This window comes from Arthrobacter pigmenti, from assembly GCF_011927905.1.
Lineage (GTDB): Bacteria > Actinomycetota > Actinomycetes > Actinomycetales > Micrococcaceae > Arthrobacter_D > Arthrobacter_D pigmenti.
Window position 1 is genome coordinate 1,176,261 of record NZ_JAATJL010000001.1, and the last position, 17,891, is coordinate 1,194,151.

Consider the following 17,891-nt stretch of genomic DNA (forward strand, 5'->3'; position numbering starts at 1 on the left):
TGTTGTTTGAGAACTGCATAGTGGACGCGAGCATCTTATTTTTTGTGTATGCACGCAATCGTCGTGGATGGTGATTCGTTGTTTCTGCCTGTGTGGTGGGGGTGGCGTGTTGTCTTCTGGTGTTGGTTGTGTGTGTTCGTCAAGTTTTTAAGGGCACACGGTGGATGCCTTGGCATCAGGAGCCGAAGAAGGACGTGGGAATCTGCGATAAGCCTGGGGGAGTTGATAACCGAACTTTGATCCCAGGATGTCCGAATGGGGAAACCCTGCTGCGCGTACTTGGTGCGACGTGGTGACCCGTATCTGAACACATAGGGTACGTGGGGGGAACGTGGGGAAGTGAAACATCTCAGTACCCACAGGAAGAGAAAACAATAGTGATTCCGTTAGTAGTGGCGAGCGAACGCGGATGAGGCTAAACCAGTGGTGTGTGATAGCCGGCGGGCGTTGCATCTCTGGGGTTGCGGGACTTTCCGTATCAGTTCTGCCGGGCTGGTGAAGTGAGTGCAGGCGTATAGGTGAACGGGTTTGAAGGCCCGACCGGAGTGGGTGAGAGTCCCGTAGCTGTAATGCGTGCTGCCGCTTGGAGAGTATCCCAAGTAGTACGGGGCCCGAGAAATCCCGTGCGAATCTGCCAGGACCACCTGGTAAGCCTAAATACTCCCTGATGACCGATAGCGGACCAGTACCGTGAGGGAAAGGTGAAAAGTACCCCGGGAGGGGAGTGAAATAGTACCTGAAACCGTGTGCCTACAATCCGTCAGAGCTTCCATCCATTTATGGGTGTTGGGGTGATGGCGTGCCTTTTGAAGAATGAGCCTGCGAGTTAGTGTTACGTCGCGAGGTTAACCCGTGTGGGGTAGCCGTAGCGAAAGCGAGTCTGAATAGGGCGATTCAGTGGCGTGATCTAGACCCGAAGCGAAGTGATCTACCCATGGCCAGGTTGAAGCGACGGTAAGACGTCGTGGAGGACCGAACCCACTTCAGTTGAAAATGGAGGGGATGAGCTGTGGGTAGGGGTGAAAGGCCAATCAAACTTCGTGATAGCTGGTTCTCCCCGAAATGCATTTAGGTGCAGCGTTGCGTGTTTCTTGCCGGAGGTAGAGCTACTGGATGGCCGATGGGCCCTACAAGGTTACTGACGTCAGCCAAACTCCGAATGCCGGTAAGTGAGAGCGCAGCAGTGAGACTGTGGGGGATAAGCTTCATAGTCGAGAGGGAAACAGCCCAGACCACCAACTAAGGCCCCTAAGCGTGTGCTAAGTGGGAAAGGATGTGGAGTTGCTTAGACAACCAGGAGGTTGGCTTAGAAGCAGCCATCCTTGAAAGAGTGCGTAATAGCTCACTGGTCAAGTGATTCCGCGCCGACAATGTAGCGGGGCTCAAGTACACCGCCGAAGTTGTGGATTTCAAACAATAATCTAGCTACCCCTTTTTGGGGGTTGTTCAGGTGTTTGGAGTGGTAGGGGAGCGTCGTGTGGGCAGTGAAGTCGCGGTGTAAACCAGCGGTGGAGCCTACACGAGTGAGAATGCAGGCATGAGTAGCGAAAGACGGGTGAGAAACCCGTCCGCCGAATGATCAAGGGTTCCAGGGTCAAGCTAATCTGCCCTGGGTAAGTCGGGACCTAAGGCGAGGCCGACAGGCGTAGTCGATGGACAACGGGTTGATATTCCCGTACCGGTGAAGAACCGCCCATACTGAACAAGGGATACTAACCACCCTAACCATCTCCCCGTGGTCTTCGGACCCAGTGTTGGTGGGGCGCGTGGGACCTGATCTTGGGAGGTAAGCGTATTAACAGGTGTGACGCAGGAAGGTAGTCGGGCCGGGCGATGGTTGTCCCGGTCTAAGGATGTAGGAGGGGTCATAGGTAAATCCGTGGTCCTGGTTTTGATACCGTCTCTGAGACCCGATGGGCCCCACTTTTGGTGGGGATCCGATGATCCTATGCTGCCTAGAAAAGCATCGGCGTGAGGTTCTAACTGCCCGTACCCCAAACCGACACAGGTGATCAGGTAGAGAATACTAAGGCGATCGAGAGAATTATGGTTAAGGAACTCGGCAAAATGCCCCCGTAACTTCGGGAGAAGGGGGGCCCCAACCGTGAACCACACGTGCTGTGGGGAGGCGGATCGGGGCCGCAGAGACCAGGGGGAAGCGACTGTTTACTAAAAACACAGGTCCGTGCGAAGTCGCAAGACGATGTATACGGACTGACTCCTGCCCGGTGCTGGAAGGTTAAGAGGACCGGTTAGCACCCTCGTGGTGCGAAGCTGGGAATTTAAGCCCCAGTAAACGGCGGTGGTAACTATAACCATCCTAAGGTAGCGAAATTCCTTGTCGGGTAAGTTCCGACCTGCACGAATGGAGTAACGACTTCCCCGCTGTCTCAACCATAAACTCGGCGAAATTGCACTACGAGTAAAGATGCTCGTTACGCGCAGCAGGACGGAAAGACCCCGAGACCTTCACTATAGTTTGGTATTGGTGTTCGGTGTGGCTTGTGTAGGATAGGTGGGAGACTGTGAGACCCGGACGCTAGTTCGGGTGGAGTCATCGTTGAAATACCACTCTGGTCACTCTGGATATCTAACTTCGGCCCGTAATCCGGGTCAGGGACAGTGCCTGATGGGTAGTTTAACTGGGGCGGTTGCCTCCCAAAAAGTAACGGAGGCGCCCAAAGGTTCCCTCAGCCTGGTTGGCAATCAGGTGTCGAGTGTAAGTGCACAAGGGAGCTTGACTGTGAGAGAGACATCTCAAGCAGGGACGAAAGTCGGGACTAGTGATCCGGCGGCACATTGTGGAATGGCCGTCGCTCAACGGATAAAAGGTACCTCGGGGATAACAGGCTGATCTTGCCCAAGAGTCCATATCGACGGCATGGTTTGGCACCTCGATGTCGGCTCGTCGCATCCTGGGGCTGGAGTAGGTCCCAAGGGTTGGGCTGTTCGCCCATTAAAGCGGTACGCGAGCTGGGTTTAGAACGTCGTGAGACAGTTCGGTCCCTATCCGCTGCGCGCGTAGGAAATTTGAGAAGGGCTGTCCTTAGTACGAGAGGACCGGGACGGACGAACCTCTGGTGTGTCAGTTGTACTGCCAAGTGCACCGCTGATTAGCTACGTTCGGATGGGATAACCGCTGAAAGCATCTAAGCGGGAAGCCTGCTTCAAGATGAGATTTCCATACACATAACGTGTGAGAGGCCCCCAGCCAGACCACTGGGTTGATAGGCCGGATGTGGAAGCGAGGACTAACGACTCGTGAAGCTGACCGGTACTAATACGCCGATAACTTGACACCACACAAAACACATAATGCTACGCGTCCACTATGCGGTTCCCAACCAACAACCCCACCCCCCCCCAACCCAACCCACCACACGGCGGGCAAAGGCGGGGCCGGTACCCAGGGAAACAACCAACAACACAACTACATACACACAAGTTGTAACCACAAACTTCCCACCCCCACAACCACCCACACAGGTGAACAACGGGGGACGGGTAAAAAGGTTACGGCGGTCATAGCGTGGGGGAAACGCCCGGTCCCATTCCGAACCCGGAAGCTAAGACCCACAGCGCCGATGGTACTGCACCCGAGAGAGTGTGGGAGAGTAGGACACCGCCGGACAACCATTAGCGCTAAGGCTCCGACACAGCAGTCGGGGCCTCAGCCATTTAACGCCCTGCGCATCACCGGCAGGGTCTCCCTACAATGGGAGGGTAGAGAGGTAATCCCTCTACATCCCACATATATCAACAGCGAGAGCGTCCGGCACCTAAGTCAGGTCAGCTCATGACGAGAGGAATTGTGCTGCCATGGCTGATCAGGACCGTAATTCCGGAAAGAACGACGGACGTCGTGAAGGATGGCGTAAAGAGACCCCTGGCTCGCGCGATTCCAACAGTGCGGGTGGCGAACGTCGGGGCTTCAACCGTCGCGAACCGGGCTCGCCCGACGGACCCCGCAAAGACTCGGAAGGTACCGCCCGCCGCGGTTCGGGCGGTTATTCCCGCGATAGTGGTGAGCGCCGTGGGCAGGATGCACGCCCGGAACGTGGCCAACGCAATGACTCCGGTTCTACCGAGCGCCGGTCCCAGGCGGGGAACCGCGGCGGTTCCTGGCAGGATCGTCCCTCACGAACGGGTGAGGGGGGACCACAGCGCAATGACGATCGTTCCCAGGGCCGCGGGTACCGCAGCGGAGGTGGTTCCGAACGCAGCGGTGGACGTCGGGACTCCAATGACTTCAGCAGGGGGAGCGGTGGTGCCGCAGGGCAACGCCGGGAACCCGGTGTAGGCGAGCGTCGGAAACCCCGTGAAGGCGGCGACCGCTGGGACCACTCCAGCGACAGGGGCAGGGACAGGGATAGCCGACCACAGTCAACGGGTGATGAGCGCCGCCCGTATCGCGGTAACGACGCAGGCGGATCGGCGCGCCCTGAGAGAAGCGGGCAGCGGCATGATGGTCCTGCTCGGGGCGGTTCGTCTTACGGGCGGGACACCGGGGCGCGGAAATTCGGTGACGAGTTCCGAGGTGGCGAGCGCCGCACCAGCGACCGCTCCCGCAGGCCAGAGCGCTCGTCCTCAGAGAATGGCCCCGCGGATGCACCGTTCAGCCGACCACATAATGCACGGGACCTTCGCAGCGCGAATCGGCCCGACCGCGAACGCTCCCCGGAGATCGACGAAGACGTCACCGGAAGCGAACTGGACAAGGTGACGCGGGCGCAAATCCGCAATCTCGAGGAACGCAGTGCGCTGTGGGTTGGAAAGCACCTCGTGATGGCGGGCCGCCTGATCGAGGATGATCCCGAGCTCGCCTTCCAACATGCGCTGGCTGCAAGCAGACGAGGTGGCAGGCTCGCCGTCGTCCGCGAAGCCGTAGGGCTTACGGCATACGCAGCGGGCCACTATGGTGAGGCTCTACGCGAGTTCCGTACCTACCGGCGTATCAGCGGTTCCAATGACCACCTGCCCGTCATGGCCGACTGTGAGAGGGGCCTCGGGCGTCCGGACCGGGCGCTGGATCTGGCCCGTTCCGAGGACGCCACAACGCTCGACGCCGCTGGAAAGGTAGAGCTTGCCATCGTCGTTTCGGGGGCCCGGACCGACCTCGGACAGCTGGAAGCAGCAGTGGCTGCCTTGGAGATTCCGCAGCTGACCAAAAACCGCGCCTTCAGTTACAGCCCCCGGCTCTTCCGCGCCTACGCGGATGCCCTGGAAGCAGCGGGAAGGGCGGAGGACGCTGCGTCCTGGCGACGTCAGGCAGAGATTGCCGAGAACGCCCTGGGAGTCGGAGCGTTTGCTGATCCGGACATCATTGACCTCACCGGTGACGACGAAGAGGCGGAGCTTGACCACAGGGCCGCCGCGGGCACAGTCCAGAGCATCGCTGCCGGGACACCCGACGACGGCGTCACCCCGCCTGTCGCTGAGGGCTCACCCGCAACAGAGGAACAGGTATCAGGGGAGCAGGCAACAGAGACGCCCGAAGAAGAGACGCCGGGCATGCTCAACGGCGCAGATGAACCGGAGCAGCGTGACAGTGAATAGTAGCGGTGCAGCCACTCTCGTCCAGGGGTTCGGAGCGTTGCTCGCAGACCTCGACGGCGTGGTGTACGCCGGTCCTGCCGCTATTCCCGGTGCCATCGACGCTCTGGAGGGACTCGCTGGCGCGGGTGTTGCGTTGGCTTACATCACGAACAACGCCTCGCGGTCCTCTGCGGAGGTCGCCGCCCACCTACGCGAGCTGGGTGCTCCGGCTGAGGCCCGGCAGGTTTACGGTTCAGCTTTGGCCGGTGCGGAGCTGTTGGCCGGAATCGTGCCCCGGGGCGCTTCGGTGCTGGTGACGGGCAGCGCTATCCTCGCGCAACACGTGGCGGAGCAGGGCCTTGTACCGGTGTCCACAGCCGACCCGTTGCCGGATGCCGTAATTCAGGGGTTCGAGCCCACCCTCGGGTGGAAGGACCTCGCAGAAGCGGCCTTCGCTGTCGCTGGGGGAGCCGTCTGGGTGGCCACCAACACGGATATGTCCATCCCGCAGGCCCGCGGTATCGCACCCGGCAACGGCACGCTGGTTGCCGCCGTGAGCGCCGCAACCGGCAAACAACCGCTTGTCGCAGGCAAGCCCGAAGCGCAGTTGTTCAGAACGGCGGCGAGCCACCTCGGCGTAAACATGGCTCTCGTTGTCGGGGACAGGCTTGATACCGACATACTCGGCGGTAACCGGGCCGGTCTGGCCACCGCCCTGGTGCTCACGGGAGTGGACACCGTGGAGAGCGCACTCGCGGCGGTATCCGACCAGCGGCCCACCTATCTGCTTGGCAATCTCGGTGAACTGCACAAGCCGTACCCGGTGATTCACGAGGAACTCGGAATCTTCACGTGCGGTGAGTCGAGCGCGCAGGTCCGGGACGGCGTCGTCATAATGGACGGTGAACGGGACAGCGTGGATACCTGGCGTGCAGCGTGTGCCGCCTGGTGGACGTCCAAACCACACCAGGACCGAGCATTATTCCCACCCCTGGAGTTCGTCCGCGAACCGTCGAAGACCTATTGAGCGATTGGAAGTGAGGACCGGAGATGGGGCCAGCTGATCCGTTCCCTTCTGAGCAGGGTTCGCTGCTGGAAGGCACACTGCCGACATACCCCACGTCCGTGCAGGCCACCAATGATGCTGCGGTGACCGAGCTCATGACCGGGCTGGCAGACATCGCGGATCTTGATGAGACGGCGCAACCCGCAGCTTATGAGCGTCTTCACGACGATCTGCTCGCCGAACTCAATGCCGACCAGGACTGAACGTGGCACGCCTGGATCAGGCCCTCGTCGTCCGGGGACTCGCACGCTCACGGTCGCACGCAGCGCAGCTGATTGCGGACGGGCGCGTACGGCGTGACGGAGCCACGCTACACAAGGCCTCCCAGTCCGTCACGGAAACTGACAAACTACTGGTGACGGACAGTGAAAGCCCCGACTTCCTGAGCCGTGCAGGGCACAAGCTCGACGGTGCGCTGTCCGCCTTCCCTGAAGTTCAGGTGCGGGACCGGAGATGCCTCGACGCGGGCGCATCCACGGGCGGATTCACGGACGTGCTCCTGCGGCGCGGCGCACGTGAAGTTGTGGCGGTGGATGTTGGGCACGGCCAACTGGTGGAGCAGCTGCGCACCCACCCACGAGTCCGCGTGCACGAGGGACTCAACGTCCGCTTCCTCGAACCGGCTGCGATCGGCGGGCAGGTGGACCTGACTGTCGCGGACCTCTCCTTCATTTCACTGACCCTGGTGATGGAACCGCTCGCGCGGGCCACCCGGCACGGCGGGGCACTGGTACTGATGGTGAAACCGCAGTTCGAAGTCGGAAGGACCGCGCTCAGCCGGACCGGTGTGGTGACGGACGAAGCTCGGCGGCGCAGCGCCGTCGTCGTGGTGGTTCGTTCGGCCATCCAGTTGGGCCTGGAGGTGGAGTCCATCGCGCGGAGTCCGCTTCCCGGCCAGAACGGAAATGTGGAGTTCTTCGTGTGGATAAAGGTGCCGGAGCGCGGAATCGTGCCTAGGATCGAGAAGGACGGGGCGACCCTTGCCCACGACATCGTGGGAGGAAGCGCTGCGTTCGCGCCCGTCGGCAATGCGTGACGCCGTCCCCACCTGATACAACGGAACGTGATGACTAGACGCATACTGGTACTCGCCCATACAGGCCGCCACGACGCCATGGCCGCCGCCCAGGAGGCCTGTACCCGCCTGCACGCAGCGGGGCTGTCGCCGGTGATGCGGGCGGAGGAACTGCGCGACATCCAAGCCGAATATGGCATGCTCGCCGCTCCCACAGAGGCGCTGGGGGCCGATGTCGAGCTGAGCGATATTGAGCTTGGCATGGTCCTCGGCGGTGACGGGACCATACTGCGAGCCGCTGAACTGGTTCGCGGTACCGATGTCCCACTGCTTGGGGTCAACCTTGGCCATGTCGGCTTCCTCGCCGAAAGCGAGCGGGCTGATCTCGCGGAGGCCGTCCGGTGGGTCGTCGATAAGGACTACACCGTGGAGGAGCGGATGGCCATCGACGTCAAGGTGTGGCGCGGAGACCAGCTTGCCGCACAGACCTGGGCACTCAACGAGGCAGCCATCGAGAAGGCAAACCGCGAGCGCATGATCGAAGTGGTCCTTGAGGTGGACGGACGGCCCGTGAGTTCCTTCGGGTGCGACGGCGTTGTCCTGGCAACACCGACCGGCTCCACTGCCTACGCCTTTTCCTCGGGCGGACCGGTCGTGTGGCCCGAAGTGGAAGCGCTCCTCGTCGCACCGATCAGCGCGCATGCACTCTTCGCCAAACCTCTGGTGGTGGCGCCGTCGTCGTTGCTTGCAGTCGAAATCCTGACGCGCACCGACGCCTCCGGCGTGCTCTGGTGCGATGGCCGCCGAACCGTGGATCTGCCACCGGGAGCGCGGGTGGAGGCAACCCGATCCGAGATTCCCGTCCGGCTGGCGCGGACCCATCAGACGCCGTTCTCGGAGCGCCTGGTACGCAAATTCGAACTTCCAACCCAGGGGTGGCGCGGACCCATAAGCCATGAGGCGGAAGTAACGCGATGATCGAGGAAATCCGAATCCGCGACCTCGGCGTAATTGCCGATGCCACCCTGTCCCTCGGGGCCGGGTTCACCGTTGTCACCGGGGAGACCGGCGCCGGGAAGACGATGGTGCTCTCAGCACTCGGCCTGCTGATGGGTGCGCGGTCCGATGCCGGCGCGGTACGTCTCGGAGCCAAGGGCGCCTCCGCGGAGGCAGTGCTCAGGGTCGATGTCGAGAGCGTCGCGGCCAAGCGCGCGCTTGAGGCCGGAGCGGAGCTAGAGGAGTACGACGACGGCGCCGGGCTCATTCTCGCACGCACCGTAAACAGCGACGGACGCAGCCGCGCCTACGTCGGCGGCAGGTCCGCGCCAGCGGGCGTGCTCGCGGAGGTGGGGGAGAAGCTCGTTGTAGTTCACGGGCAATCGGATCAGCTCCGCCTGCGAGGTGCTGCCGCCCAACGCGAGGCGCTCGATAAATTCGGTGGCCCCGAGCTCGGTCAGGCGTTGAGGAACTATCAGGCAACGTATCGGCGCTGGCGGGATGTAACCGCAACCCTGGAGACGCTGCGCAGCGCGGAGCGGGACCGGCTACGTGAAGCGGAGTCGCTGCAGGCTGCATTGGAAGAGATCGACGCCGTCGACCCGCAGCCGGATGAGGATGAAGCCCTGAAGGCTGAGGCCATGAAGCTCGGCAACGTCGAGGAGCTTCGGACCGCAGCGGCGGCAGCGCACCAGGCACTGGTGTCCGGAGAATTCCCCGAGACAGGCGATGCCACCACCCTGGTGGATGCCGCCAAGCGGCAGCTTGTTGCGGTCGGTGCTCACGATGCCGAGCTGGCAGCCCTGTCCGAGCGGTTGGCCGAGGTCGGCTACGTCCTGGCCGATATCTCCACGGAATTGGCGGGCTATGCTTCCTCCCTGGACTCCGACGGTCCTGGCCGGCTCGCGGAGGTTGAGGCGCGTCGCGCGGATCTCAACGTCCTGATCCGCAAGTATGCGCCAACCATTCGCGAGGTGCTCGACTGGGCAGCCACCAGCCGCGAGCGGCTTGACGAAATCGGTGGGGACTCCGACCGGATCGAACAGCTCCAGCAGGAAGCCGCCGAGCTTGAAGCCCAGGTGCTGGATCAGGCCGGGGTGCTCAGCGCCCTGCGCCGGGCCGCTGCAGAAGTTCTCGCCGCACGGGTCAGCGAGGAGTTGAGCGCACTCGCGATGCCGGATGCTGAACTCATCATCGGGCTCACCCCAACAGGCACGCCGGGCGTCCTGGGGGCCGACGACGTCGGGTTCTCCCTCCGTCCGCACGCCGGCTCAGCGCCGCGGCCGCTCGGCAAGGGCGCCTCCGGGGGCGAACTATCCAGGGTGATGCTCGCGATCGAGGTGGTCCTCGCCGCCGTCGACCCCGTACCGACCTTCGTTTTCGATGAGGTGGATGCAGGTGTCGGAGGCAAGGCCGCCGTCGAAATCGGCCGCAGACTCGCGATGCTCGCGCGGCACGTGCAGGTGGTGGTGGTGACCCACCTTCCACAGGTCGCGGCCTTCGCCTCACACCACATCCGCGTCACCAAGAGCAAGGCAGCCGACGGCGGGTTCACGGCAAGTGACGTCGAGGTGCTGCCGGAGTCGGAACGGGTTCGCGAACTGGCGAGGATGTTGGCAGGCCAGGAGGAGTCAGCGAGCGCGCAGGCACACGCCGAGGAACTTCTCCTGGATGCAGCGCGGACAGCTGCCAGGTGATAGGCTCGAACTCCGTGGTGCAGCAAACAATCTCCCGGTTCTCAAAGTCCTCCAAGACTACAAAGCACATCTTCGTCACCGGTGGTGTGGCGTCCTCACTGGGCAAGGGACTGACGGCTTCGAGCCTCGGACACCTGCTGAGGGCCCGCGGACTCACCGTGACCATGCAGAAGCTGGATCCGTATCTCAACGTTGATCCCGGCACTATGAACCCGTTCCAGCACGGCGAGGTCTTCGTGACCGACGACGGCGCGGAGACGGACCTCGACATCGGCCACTATGAGCGTTTCCTCGACGAGAGCCTCGACGGCTCCGCAAACGTGACCACTGGCCAGATTTACTCGACCGTCATCGCCAAGGAACGCCGCGGAGAATATCTCGGCGACACTGTGCAGGTCATCCCGCATATTACCGACGAAATCAAGCGCCGCATGAGGCTGCCCGCGGAACCCACCGGATCCCGCAAGGCTCCCGACGTCATCATCACCGAAATCGGGGGGACGGTCGGCGACATCGAGTCACAGCCCTTCCTCGAATCCGCACGCCAGGTCCGCCAGGACGTTGGCCGGAACAACGTCTTCTTCCTGCATGTCTCCCTGGTGCCCTACATCGGCCCGTCACAGGAGCTGAAGACCAAGCCGACGCAGCACTCGGTCGCGATGCTGCGCTCCATCGGTATTCAGCCGGACGCGATCGTCATCCGGTCAGACCGTGAGGTTCCCGACGCGATGCGGGCCAAGATCGGCCGCATGTGCGACGTCGATATCGACGCCGTCGTCAACGCGGCAGACGCGCCGAGCATCTACGACATCCCCAAGACCCTGCACGCGCAGGGGCTGGACGCGTACATTGTCCAGGCGCTCGACCTGAAGTTCAAGGACGTGAACTGGACCAAGTGGAACAAGCTGCTGGATGCGGTCCATTACCCCAAGCACCATGTCGAAATCGCGCTGGTGGGTAAGTACATCGACCTTCCGGACGCCTATCTCTCAGTCACCGAGGCCCTGCGTGCGGGCGGATTCGCCAACAAGGCGAAGGTACAGATCCGCTGGGTCCCGTCCGACGAATGCGCCACGCAGGAGGGCGCCACCAAGGCTCTTGAGGGTGCAGACGCTATCTGTGTTCCCGGCGGATTCGGAATCCGTGGACTCGAGGGTAAGCTCGGCGCGCTGCGGTATGCCAGGGAGAACGGAGTACCTACCCTGGGCCTGTGCCTCGGCCTTCAGTGCATGGTCATCGAGTTTGCCCGCAACGTCGTTGGACTCAAGGGGGCCTCGTCCACTGAGTTCGAACCTGACACCGACTTCCCGGTGATCGCCACCATGGCGGAGCAACTCGACATTGTGGCAGGAGAAGGGGACATGGGTGGAACTATGCGCCTGGGCCTCTGGGATGCCAAGCTGCGGGAGGGTTCATTGATTGCCAAGACGTACGGCCGGACGGACGTCAGCGAGCGCCATCGCCATCGGTACGAGGTCAACAATGAGTACCGCGAAAAGCTTGAAGCGGCCGGGCTAGTGGTCTCGGGGACCACAACTGACGGCAAACTGGTCGAATTCGTGGAGTTGCCAACTCAGACGCACCCGTACTACGTTTCCACGCAGGCACATCCGGAACTCAGTTCCCGCCCCACCCGCCCGCACCCGCTCTTCGCCGGACTGGTGAAGGCGGCGCTGACACGGCGCGGCGTCAAGGCCTAGGAGCCATGGAAGAGGAGCCGCGGACCACGGCGGTAGCTGACCGGCAAAGCCCCCGCAGGCTGCTGGAGACATCCACCGTTTTCGAGGGCAAGGTCTGGGATGTCCTTCGCGAGACTTTCACCTTGAATGACAACGGCGAGTCGATCACCCGCGAGTTCATCCAGCATCCCGGCGCCGTTGCGATCCTGGCGATGGACGAGAAGGAGCGCGTCCTGTTGATTCGCCAGTACCGGCACCCGGTCCGGATGGATCTCTGGGAGATCCCGACGGGGCTGCTGGACATGGACGGCGAAGACTTCGTTGACGCTGCAGCCCGCGAACTCGCCGAGGAAGCGGACGTCACTGCGGACACCTGGCACGTCCTGGCGGATCTGTTCCTTTCACCGGGATCATCCAGTGAGGCGCTGCGAATCTATCTGGCGCAGGGCGTCACCGAAGTGCCCCACGAGGAGCGGCACACCCGCACGCATGAGGAAGCGGAGATCGAACTTGCGTGGGTTCCGCTGCAGGACGCGGTGGACGCGGTGCTCGGCGGCCGGATCCACAGCCCTTCTGCCGCGGCTGCGGTACTCGCGGCGGCCGCCGCAAAGCTCGCCGGCTACAGTTCGCTCCGTCCGGCCGATTCACCATGGCCGGAGCACCCGAGCCAGCACGGCACGTGGCCCTCGGGCCCTGTATTGCGGGCATGACCACGGCCGAGGGCGTGCAAGCGCCCGTCCAGGACGAGCTGCAGACCACTGCTCCCGGCAGGCTGATGGGCGAGTACCTGCAGCACATGCTGGTGGAACGGGGCCTCTCGGCCAACACGCTCGCCGCCTATCGGCGGGATCTGCTTCGGTATCAGCGCTTCCTTGCCGCGCAGGACGCACATCTGATCGAAGGGGTGACCCGTCAGTTGGTTTCCGCCTTCGCGCAGGGCCTGGCAACCGGGGCAGATGGTCAGGCGCCCCTGAGTCCCCGTTCCGCTGCCCGCACGGTGGTTGCCGTCCGCGGCTTCCATCGATTCCTGGCGCTTGAGGGAACCACTGCAACCGATCCCGCAGAGGATGTACACCCTCCTGTGGCGGGCCAACGGCTGCCGAAGGCGATCTCCGTGGATGAGGTGACCCGCATTTTGGAGGCCGTGGATACCTCCACGCCGGCCGGGCTCCGCGACCGGGCACTGCTTGAATTCCTCTACTCCACCGGTGCCCGTATCAGCGAGGCGGTGGGACTCGACGTCGACGACGTTTCTGTTGATGAGGTGTTGGAGGGGCCCGCAGTCGTACGGCTCTTCGGCAAGGGGTCCAAGGAACGGCTCGTGCCGCTCGGCTCCTATGCTGCCCGCGCCATGGATGCCTATCTGGTGCGTTCACGGCCCTCGCTCGCCGCCACCGCGACAGCAAAGAACAGCACTCCGGCCCTGTTTCTCAACCTCCGCGGTGGCAGGCTGAGCAGGCAGAGCGCCTGGAGCATCCTGAAAACCGCGGCCGAGCGCGCCCACGTCAGCGGCGAGGTTTCCCCACACACGCTGCGCCATTCCTTCGCGACCCACCTGCTGCAGGGCGGCGCGGACGTCCGCGTTGTCCAGGAGCTGCTTGGGCATGCCTCCGTGACCACTACGCAGGTTTACACGCTGGTTACCGCTGACACGCTCCGCGAAGTCTACGCTGCGGCACACCCCCGCGCCCTCTGATTCCACCGTCCTGTAACCTCTCCCGGCTGAGCGGAAACAAGAGGAGTATGGACAGGATACGAGCATCAGGGGTGACAGTGTTGCAGCGATACGACGATGTGTTCGCGGCGATGCACCGGGAACATCGCGAGCGTGTATTCCGCTTCATTCATCGCCGGATTAGCAGCCGTGAAGCATCCGAGGAACTGACCAACGATGTCTTTCGCATCGCCTGGCAGAAGAACCCGGACGCGGCCTCAGTGACGCCGGCATGGCTCCTGAGAGTTGCCCGCAACGTGATCGGCAACGAATACCGTCGCCGGGAACGGGCGGAGCAGCTGATGGAGCGGGTTCGTGAATCGGTGGTGATTGCCGCCCGTGCCGGGCACGGCGCGCAGCAGCAGGCTGTCGCCGACGCCCTGCTCCGGTTACGCGATAAGGAGCGCGAGATTCTCCTGCTGGCCTATTGGGACGATCTGTCCATAGCCGGCATGGGCGAGGTGCTCGGATGCAGCGCCTCAGCCGCCAAAGTCCGCCTGCACCGAGCGCGAGCCGCGTTCGCACAGATGATGCCCGCCAGCCTGCTGGCAGAGGAAGAAGCCTGAAATGGACCGCATAGAGAACCTCATCCGCAACCTTGATCCGATGCGCGCCGAGAAGGAATCAGCGGGCTCACCAACCGAGAACATTCCTCCACTGCTTGCCGGAGATGAAACCCCGGAATCAGAACTCGATAGTGATGCCTTCAGCGATGACGCACCGGTTGTGGTTCCGCTGCGGCGCCGCCGTACGCTTGCGGTGTCGCTCGCGGGTGCAGCTGCCGCCGCTGTGGTGGTGGGCGCCGTCGTCGTCAGCGGATCGCTGGGCGCGAAGTCACCGCTACCGGCTGGAACCACCGACCCCGTCCCCTCCGTTGAGCCCAGCCCATCCGCAGAACCGACACCATCAACCGCGCCTTCCGAGACAGCGCAGCCGACGACGACGGCGGAACCCACCGGCGTTCCCACAGGCCCTCCAGTGGACGTCGGATGCCGGGCTCAGGACGTCGACAGGGTGATGGAACAGGGGAGCGACTTCATGAGCCTGACCCCCTTGACGTCCAACCCGGAGCATTACCCGGTCATCGGGTGCACGGATGACTGGATGGCCATGGAGCTGACCGACGAGGGCTACCTGGCCGAAGCGAAGGACGGCGGCAACGCATGGTTCTTCATCGCCAAGCGTGTAGACGGGCAGTGGCTCGTGGACATCGACACCTATGGAGCCGTCCTGAAATGGGACACGCACGCTCACCCGGAGGGGCTCACGCCTAAGGAAGTCATGGACCAGCGCTTCATTGCCGCGGGCATTCCTGTCGAACTGCGGCCGGCGCTCGTCGGTGTTGGCCCGTCGCTGTCTGATCTGCGCCGGACCCACCAGTTCCCGGAGCTAGGGGTGGTCTTCGAAACCCGGGCCGATTGGGAAGTTGTACCTGCTTCACAGGGCGTGGACCTCGTCAACGCCGCGGGGCAGAAGGTGGCAAACCTGCAGCACTCAAGTGCCAGTGGCCTCGGTGGTGCATGCGCGCAGGATCCGGTGCCGTGGGAGGAGGTTGGCGCGATCCCAGTTTCGGTGACGGGTTCAGGAGGGGCTGAGGTTGACGCCCGGTTCGTGCTTCGCGTCTTCGAGGGAGATCCGGTGCTGGCCGCGCCGTCCCTGATCGGTGCCGATCAGCCGTCCTCGGGAGAGTCGTGCATGCTCTACAACGCAATCAGCGGACCTGAAATGGGCCTGCTGTCACTGAGCACCTCATTCATGTTTTCGCCGTACGAGCAGGGAAACGCACTGGAGTTTGATTCGGTGGCCGAAGCGGAAGCGTATGCACAGTCCGAGGAGTTCGCTCAATTGGCTGCTATCGCGGATAGCATCACCGTTACTGATTGATTCGGCGGTTCGCTGCGGGCGGCAGACGCATCTCGCTTGTTGAACTGCAAGCGAGGTGCGTTTGTCAGGTTCCGTTGCGGTACGGATACCTGTGATCCTTCGCATACGACTGAAAGATCTCCTCTGTGGATCCGCCATCGTTCTTGAACTCGTCGCTGAGGAAGGCGGCGAGAGAATCCAGTGCATCGTGAAGGAGCGCGGCCGCCATTTTCACCGCGGGCCGCGAGGACTGGCCCGCTTGGTCAGCAAGATCGACAGCGTAGGACAATGAAGCAGGCAAAGACAGATCTTTGTTGGCTTCCCAGAAGTAGTAGGACTCCGAGGTTTGAGTGAGGTCGACCCTGATCTCCACCAGGTCTGCGACGATTGCTTCCAGCGTATTGGTTACGGCAGCAGCATCCAGTTGGTCCAGCTTTGAGGCGTAGCCGGAGTTCTGGAGCAGCGACAGCCGGATCGCGAGCGCACGACGGCGGGCAAGTGCTGGATAAATCTGCATGGACCATGAGACTGCGGCCGTTAGCAGGGCGAAGCCGGTCAATGCTTCCAACGGCGACAACAACCGGATGACGGGGTCCACCGCGACTACATCACCGTAGCCCAAGGTCGTCAAGGTGACTGCGGATATGTAGAGAGCCTCAGCAGAGTCGTTGTATCGGGAAGGATCAACGCCGGGGGAGTAGCTGAAGCCCTGCGGAATGTGAGGATAGATCAGCAGCGCCCAGCCGACCGCCTGTAGCGCTGCCCAGAAGAAAATGACAGACACCATTGCCAACGGTCCGGCCATCGAGGCGCCCTTGTCGCCCAGACGGCGGACCGTCCGCCAGACTCCCACGACGCACAATCGACTCAGCCTGCCACGGCCACTGGGATGAAGGAGGGTGTGGAAAACCTCTACAAGCCCGAGCAGGACGACAAGGACGCCAAGGATGGACAGCAACCACAACACGTTCGTTCTCCTTACTGCACGGCGATCTGGTCGTTGGGGCAGTCTAACGAGTCATCCGGCGGCCTGCCGACGGCGACCGCTAGCGGTGCAGATCGCACTACACTCAGGAAGCATGGCCCCTCGCCGCGTTGCGCTCTGTTTCCTGTTCCGTGAATCGACGACAGGACGCGAAGTGCTGCTCGGCCTCAAACGCTCGGGCTTTGGCACCGGACGGATTGTGGCGCTGGGTGGCGGCATCGAATCCGGTGAAACGCCCGCCGAAGCAGCGGTGCGTGAAGCAGCGGAGGAGGCCGGGGTCGTCGTTGGTGTAGCTGATGTGAAAGAGCTCGGGCGCGTGCGTTGGAGATTTCCTGCGGCGCCGCTGCTGGACATGGACGCGGTCATCTTCACCGCTGATCGATTCTCCGGGGAAGCAGTGCCCAGCGAGGAAATCGACCCCGCGTGGTATCCGGTGGGGGCTGTTCCCTGGGAGGGAATGTGGGAGGACGCCCAGCGCTGGCTGGGTCACGTACTGCGCGATGAACCGTTGGACGTCACCGTTACCCTCAACTCCGACAACGCGACGGTACGCACGGCAGTCTTCGGAGAGCACACCGCCTAGGTTTATCCGTTTCGTTCCACCGCCGTCAGGATCGCAGCTCCCAGTTCGGCGGGTTTGGTGAACTGGGGCCAGTGCCCCGTGGGAAGGTCCACGTACTCGACGTCCCTGATGCGCCCGAGTTCAGCCACGTAGGGGTGGTCCTGAGCGATCCATTCCACCAGCATTGCCGAGGGAAATTCGCATGCGATGACAGTAGCGGGAACATCGTAGCGGCGTTCGTTGCGGAGTGTCTGCTGATCGCAGGCAACTCGGCGCGGCTGGGGAATGGCCCGCTGTCGGAAGTCCTTCCGCAGCGCGTCGTCAAGATCAGTCAGGTCTGCATCATCGAACACGTCCCACGGCGGCAGCGGTATCTCTTCGCCGTCAGCGGGAAGTTCGTCGTTGATGACGCCGCCTTCGCCAAGCGGACCGCTGTCCACGTAAACGGCCCGGACCACGCGGTCCGGACGTGCATCCACAACTCCGTGGATGATCGCGCCACCGCCTGAATGCCCCACGAGCACTACCTGACCGTCGATGCCGTCCACAACGGAGACCACCGCATCGATATGTGTTCGCAGCCCGATGCCTGCGCGCGGGGCGTCCTGCCCCTCAAGGCCAGGTAATGTCAACGGATGCACGGCGTGCCCTGCCTCAATGAGCGGCGGCGTGACCTCCGACCACGATGAAGCGTCCAACCAGAACCCGGGAACCAGAATGATATTCATGTCGGGAACCCTACCTTTCAAAGCAAAGCGCAGAAGGGATTGGACCGTTCA

14 protein-coding genes and 2 rRNA genes are annotated in these 17,891 nt (G+C 62.7%); 14 read left to right on the forward strand and 2 right to left on the reverse strand.

The window, feature by feature from the left end; translation table 11 throughout:
* Nucleotides 1–137 precede the first annotated feature (137 nt).
* The 13 genes from BJ994_RS05445 to BJ994_RS05505 all read left to right on the forward strand — a co-directional run bounded on the left by BJ994_RS05445 (nt 138) and on the right by BJ994_RS05505 (nt 15,586).
* Nucleotides 138–3,301, forward strand: a 23S ribosomal RNA gene (locus BJ994_RS05445).
* 213 nt (nt 3,302–3,514) lie between these two features.
* Nucleotides 3,515–3,631, forward strand: a 5S ribosomal RNA gene (gene rrf, locus BJ994_RS05450).
* 188 nt (nt 3,632–3,819) lie between these two features.
* Nucleotides 3,820–5,556 (forward strand): hypothetical protein, encoded by a 1,737-nt coding sequence (locus BJ994_RS18100; RefSeq protein WP_245192256.1) that lies wholly within the window; start codon nt 3,820–3,822, stop codon nt 5,554–5,556.
* Nucleotides 5,528–6,562 carry an HAD-IIA family hydrolase gene (locus BJ994_RS05460; protein ID WP_167992280.1) on the forward strand — a complete coding sequence of 345 codons (1,035 nt, stop codon included), beginning with the start codon at nt 5,528–5,530 and terminating at the stop codon, nt 6,560–6,562. The genes BJ994_RS18100 and BJ994_RS05460 overlap by 29 nt, the downstream gene beginning before the upstream one ends.
* A gap of 23 nt (nt 6,563–6,585) precedes the next feature.
* Nucleotides 6,586–6,804, forward strand: coding sequence for a hypothetical protein (locus BJ994_RS05465; protein ID WP_167992282.1), 219 nt, complete (start codon nt 6,586–6,588; stop codon nt 6,802–6,804).
* A gap of 2 nt (nt 6,805–6,806) precedes the next feature.
* On the forward strand, nt 6,807–7,637 hold the full coding sequence (locus tag BJ994_RS05470; protein ID WP_167992285.1) for a TlyA family rRNA (cytidine-2'-O)-methyltransferase: 831 nt from the start codon (nt 6,807–6,809) through the stop codon (nt 7,635–7,637).
* 30 nt (nt 7,638–7,667) lie between these two features.
* Complete coding sequence (locus BJ994_RS05475) at nt 7,668–8,594, forward strand: NAD kinase (protein WP_167992288.1); 927 nt, start codon at nt 7,668–7,670, stop codon at nt 8,592–8,594.
* A complete protein-coding gene (recN, locus tag BJ994_RS05480) occupies nt 8,591–10,309 on the forward strand; it encodes a DNA repair protein RecN (RefSeq protein ID WP_167992290.1) in 1,719 nt (572 codons plus the stop codon). Before BJ994_RS05475 ends, recN begins: the two co-directional genes overlap by 4 nt.
* Nucleotides 10,306–12,009 carry a CTP synthase gene (locus BJ994_RS05485; RefSeq protein WP_167992292.1) on the forward strand — a complete coding sequence of 568 codons (1,704 nt, stop codon included), beginning with the start codon at nt 10,306–10,308 and terminating at the stop codon, nt 12,007–12,009. Before recN ends, BJ994_RS05485 begins: the two co-directional genes overlap by 4 nt.
* 5 nt (nt 12,010–12,014) lie before the next feature.
* Entirely contained in the window at nt 12,015–12,698 is a 684-nt protein-coding gene (locus BJ994_RS05490; protein ID WP_167992295.1) for an NUDIX domain-containing protein, read from the forward strand.
* Nucleotides 12,695–13,684, forward strand: a complete 990-nt coding sequence (xerD, locus tag BJ994_RS05495; RefSeq protein WP_167992297.1) for a site-specific tyrosine recombinase XerD — start codon at nt 12,695–12,697, stop codon at nt 13,682–13,684. Before BJ994_RS05490 ends, xerD begins: the two co-directional genes overlap by 4 nt.
* A gap of 47 nt (nt 13,685–13,731) precedes the next feature.
* A complete protein-coding gene (locus BJ994_RS05500; protein WP_167992299.1) occupies nt 13,732–14,268 on the forward strand; it encodes an RNA polymerase sigma factor in 537 nt (178 codons plus the stop codon).
* A gap of 1 nt (nt 14,269) precedes the next feature.
* Nucleotides 14,270–15,586 (forward strand): hypothetical protein, encoded by a 1,317-nt coding sequence (locus BJ994_RS05505; RefSeq protein WP_167992302.1) that lies wholly within the window; start codon nt 14,270–14,272, stop codon nt 15,584–15,586.
* 64 nt (nt 15,587–15,650) lie between these two features.
* Here the strand turns inward: BJ994_RS05505 and BJ994_RS05510 are convergent, their stop codons facing one another.
* Nucleotides 15,651–16,532, reverse strand: coding sequence for an ion channel (locus BJ994_RS05510; protein WP_167992304.1), 882 nt, complete (start codon nt 16,530–16,532; stop codon nt 15,651–15,653).
* Between the two features lie 112 nt (nt 16,533–16,644).
* Between BJ994_RS05510 and BJ994_RS05515 the strand changes: the two genes are divergently transcribed.
* The gene (locus BJ994_RS05515; protein WP_167992306.1) at nt 16,645–17,133 is read left to right on the forward strand and encodes an NUDIX domain-containing protein; all 489 of its coding nucleotides are present in this window, start codon (nt 16,645–16,647) and stop codon (nt 17,131–17,133) included.
* A 2-nt stretch (nt 17,134–17,135) separates the two neighbouring features.
* Here BJ994_RS05515 and BJ994_RS05520 read toward each other — a convergent pair whose 3' ends face one another.
* The gene (locus BJ994_RS05520; protein WP_167992309.1) at nt 17,136–17,840 is read right to left on the reverse strand and encodes an alpha/beta fold hydrolase; all 705 of its coding nucleotides are present in this window, start codon (nt 17,838–17,840) and stop codon (nt 17,136–17,138) included.
* Between the last annotated feature and the right edge of the window lie 51 nt (nt 17,841–17,891).

Bases quoted from the DNA above. Each gene is read 5' to 3' on its own strand.
- BJ994_RS18100 (WP_245192256.1), top strand. From the start codon at position 3,820: ATGGCTGATCAGGACCGTAATTCCGGAAAGAACGACGGACGTCGTGAA.
- BJ994_RS05460 (WP_167992280.1), top strand. From the start codon at position 5,528: ATGAACCGGAGCAGCGTGACAGTGAATAGTAGCGGTGCAGCCACTCTC.
- BJ994_RS05465 (WP_167992282.1), top strand. From the start codon at position 6,586: ATGGGGCCAGCTGATCCGTTCCCTTCTGAGCAGGGTTCGCTGCTGGAA.
- BJ994_RS05475 (WP_167992288.1), top strand. From the start codon at position 7,668: ATGACTAGACGCATACTGGTACTCGCCCATACAGGCCGCCACGACGCC.
- recN (WP_167992290.1), top strand. From the start codon at position 8,591: ATGATCGAGGAAATCCGAATCCGCGACCTCGGCGTAATTGCCGATGCC.
- BJ994_RS05490 (WP_167992295.1), top strand. From the start codon at position 12,015: ATGGAAGAGGAGCCGCGGACCACGGCGGTAGCTGACCGGCAAAGCCCC.
- xerD (WP_167992297.1), top strand. From the start codon at position 12,695: ATGACCACGGCCGAGGGCGTGCAAGCGCCCGTCCAGGACGAGCTGCAG.
- BJ994_RS05500 (WP_167992299.1), top strand. From the start codon at position 13,732: ATGGACAGGATACGAGCATCAGGGGTGACAGTGTTGCAGCGATACGAC.
- BJ994_RS05505 (WP_167992302.1), top strand. From the start codon at position 14,270: ATGGACCGCATAGAGAACCTCATCCGCAACCTTGATCCGATGCGCGCC.
- BJ994_RS05515 (WP_167992306.1), top strand. From the start codon at position 16,645: ATGGCCCCTCGCCGCGTTGCGCTCTGTTTCCTGTTCCGTGAATCGACG.
- BJ994_RS05520 (WP_167992309.1), bottom strand. From the start codon at position 17,840: ATGAATATCATTCTGGTTCCCGGGTTCTGGTTGGACGCTTCATCGTGG.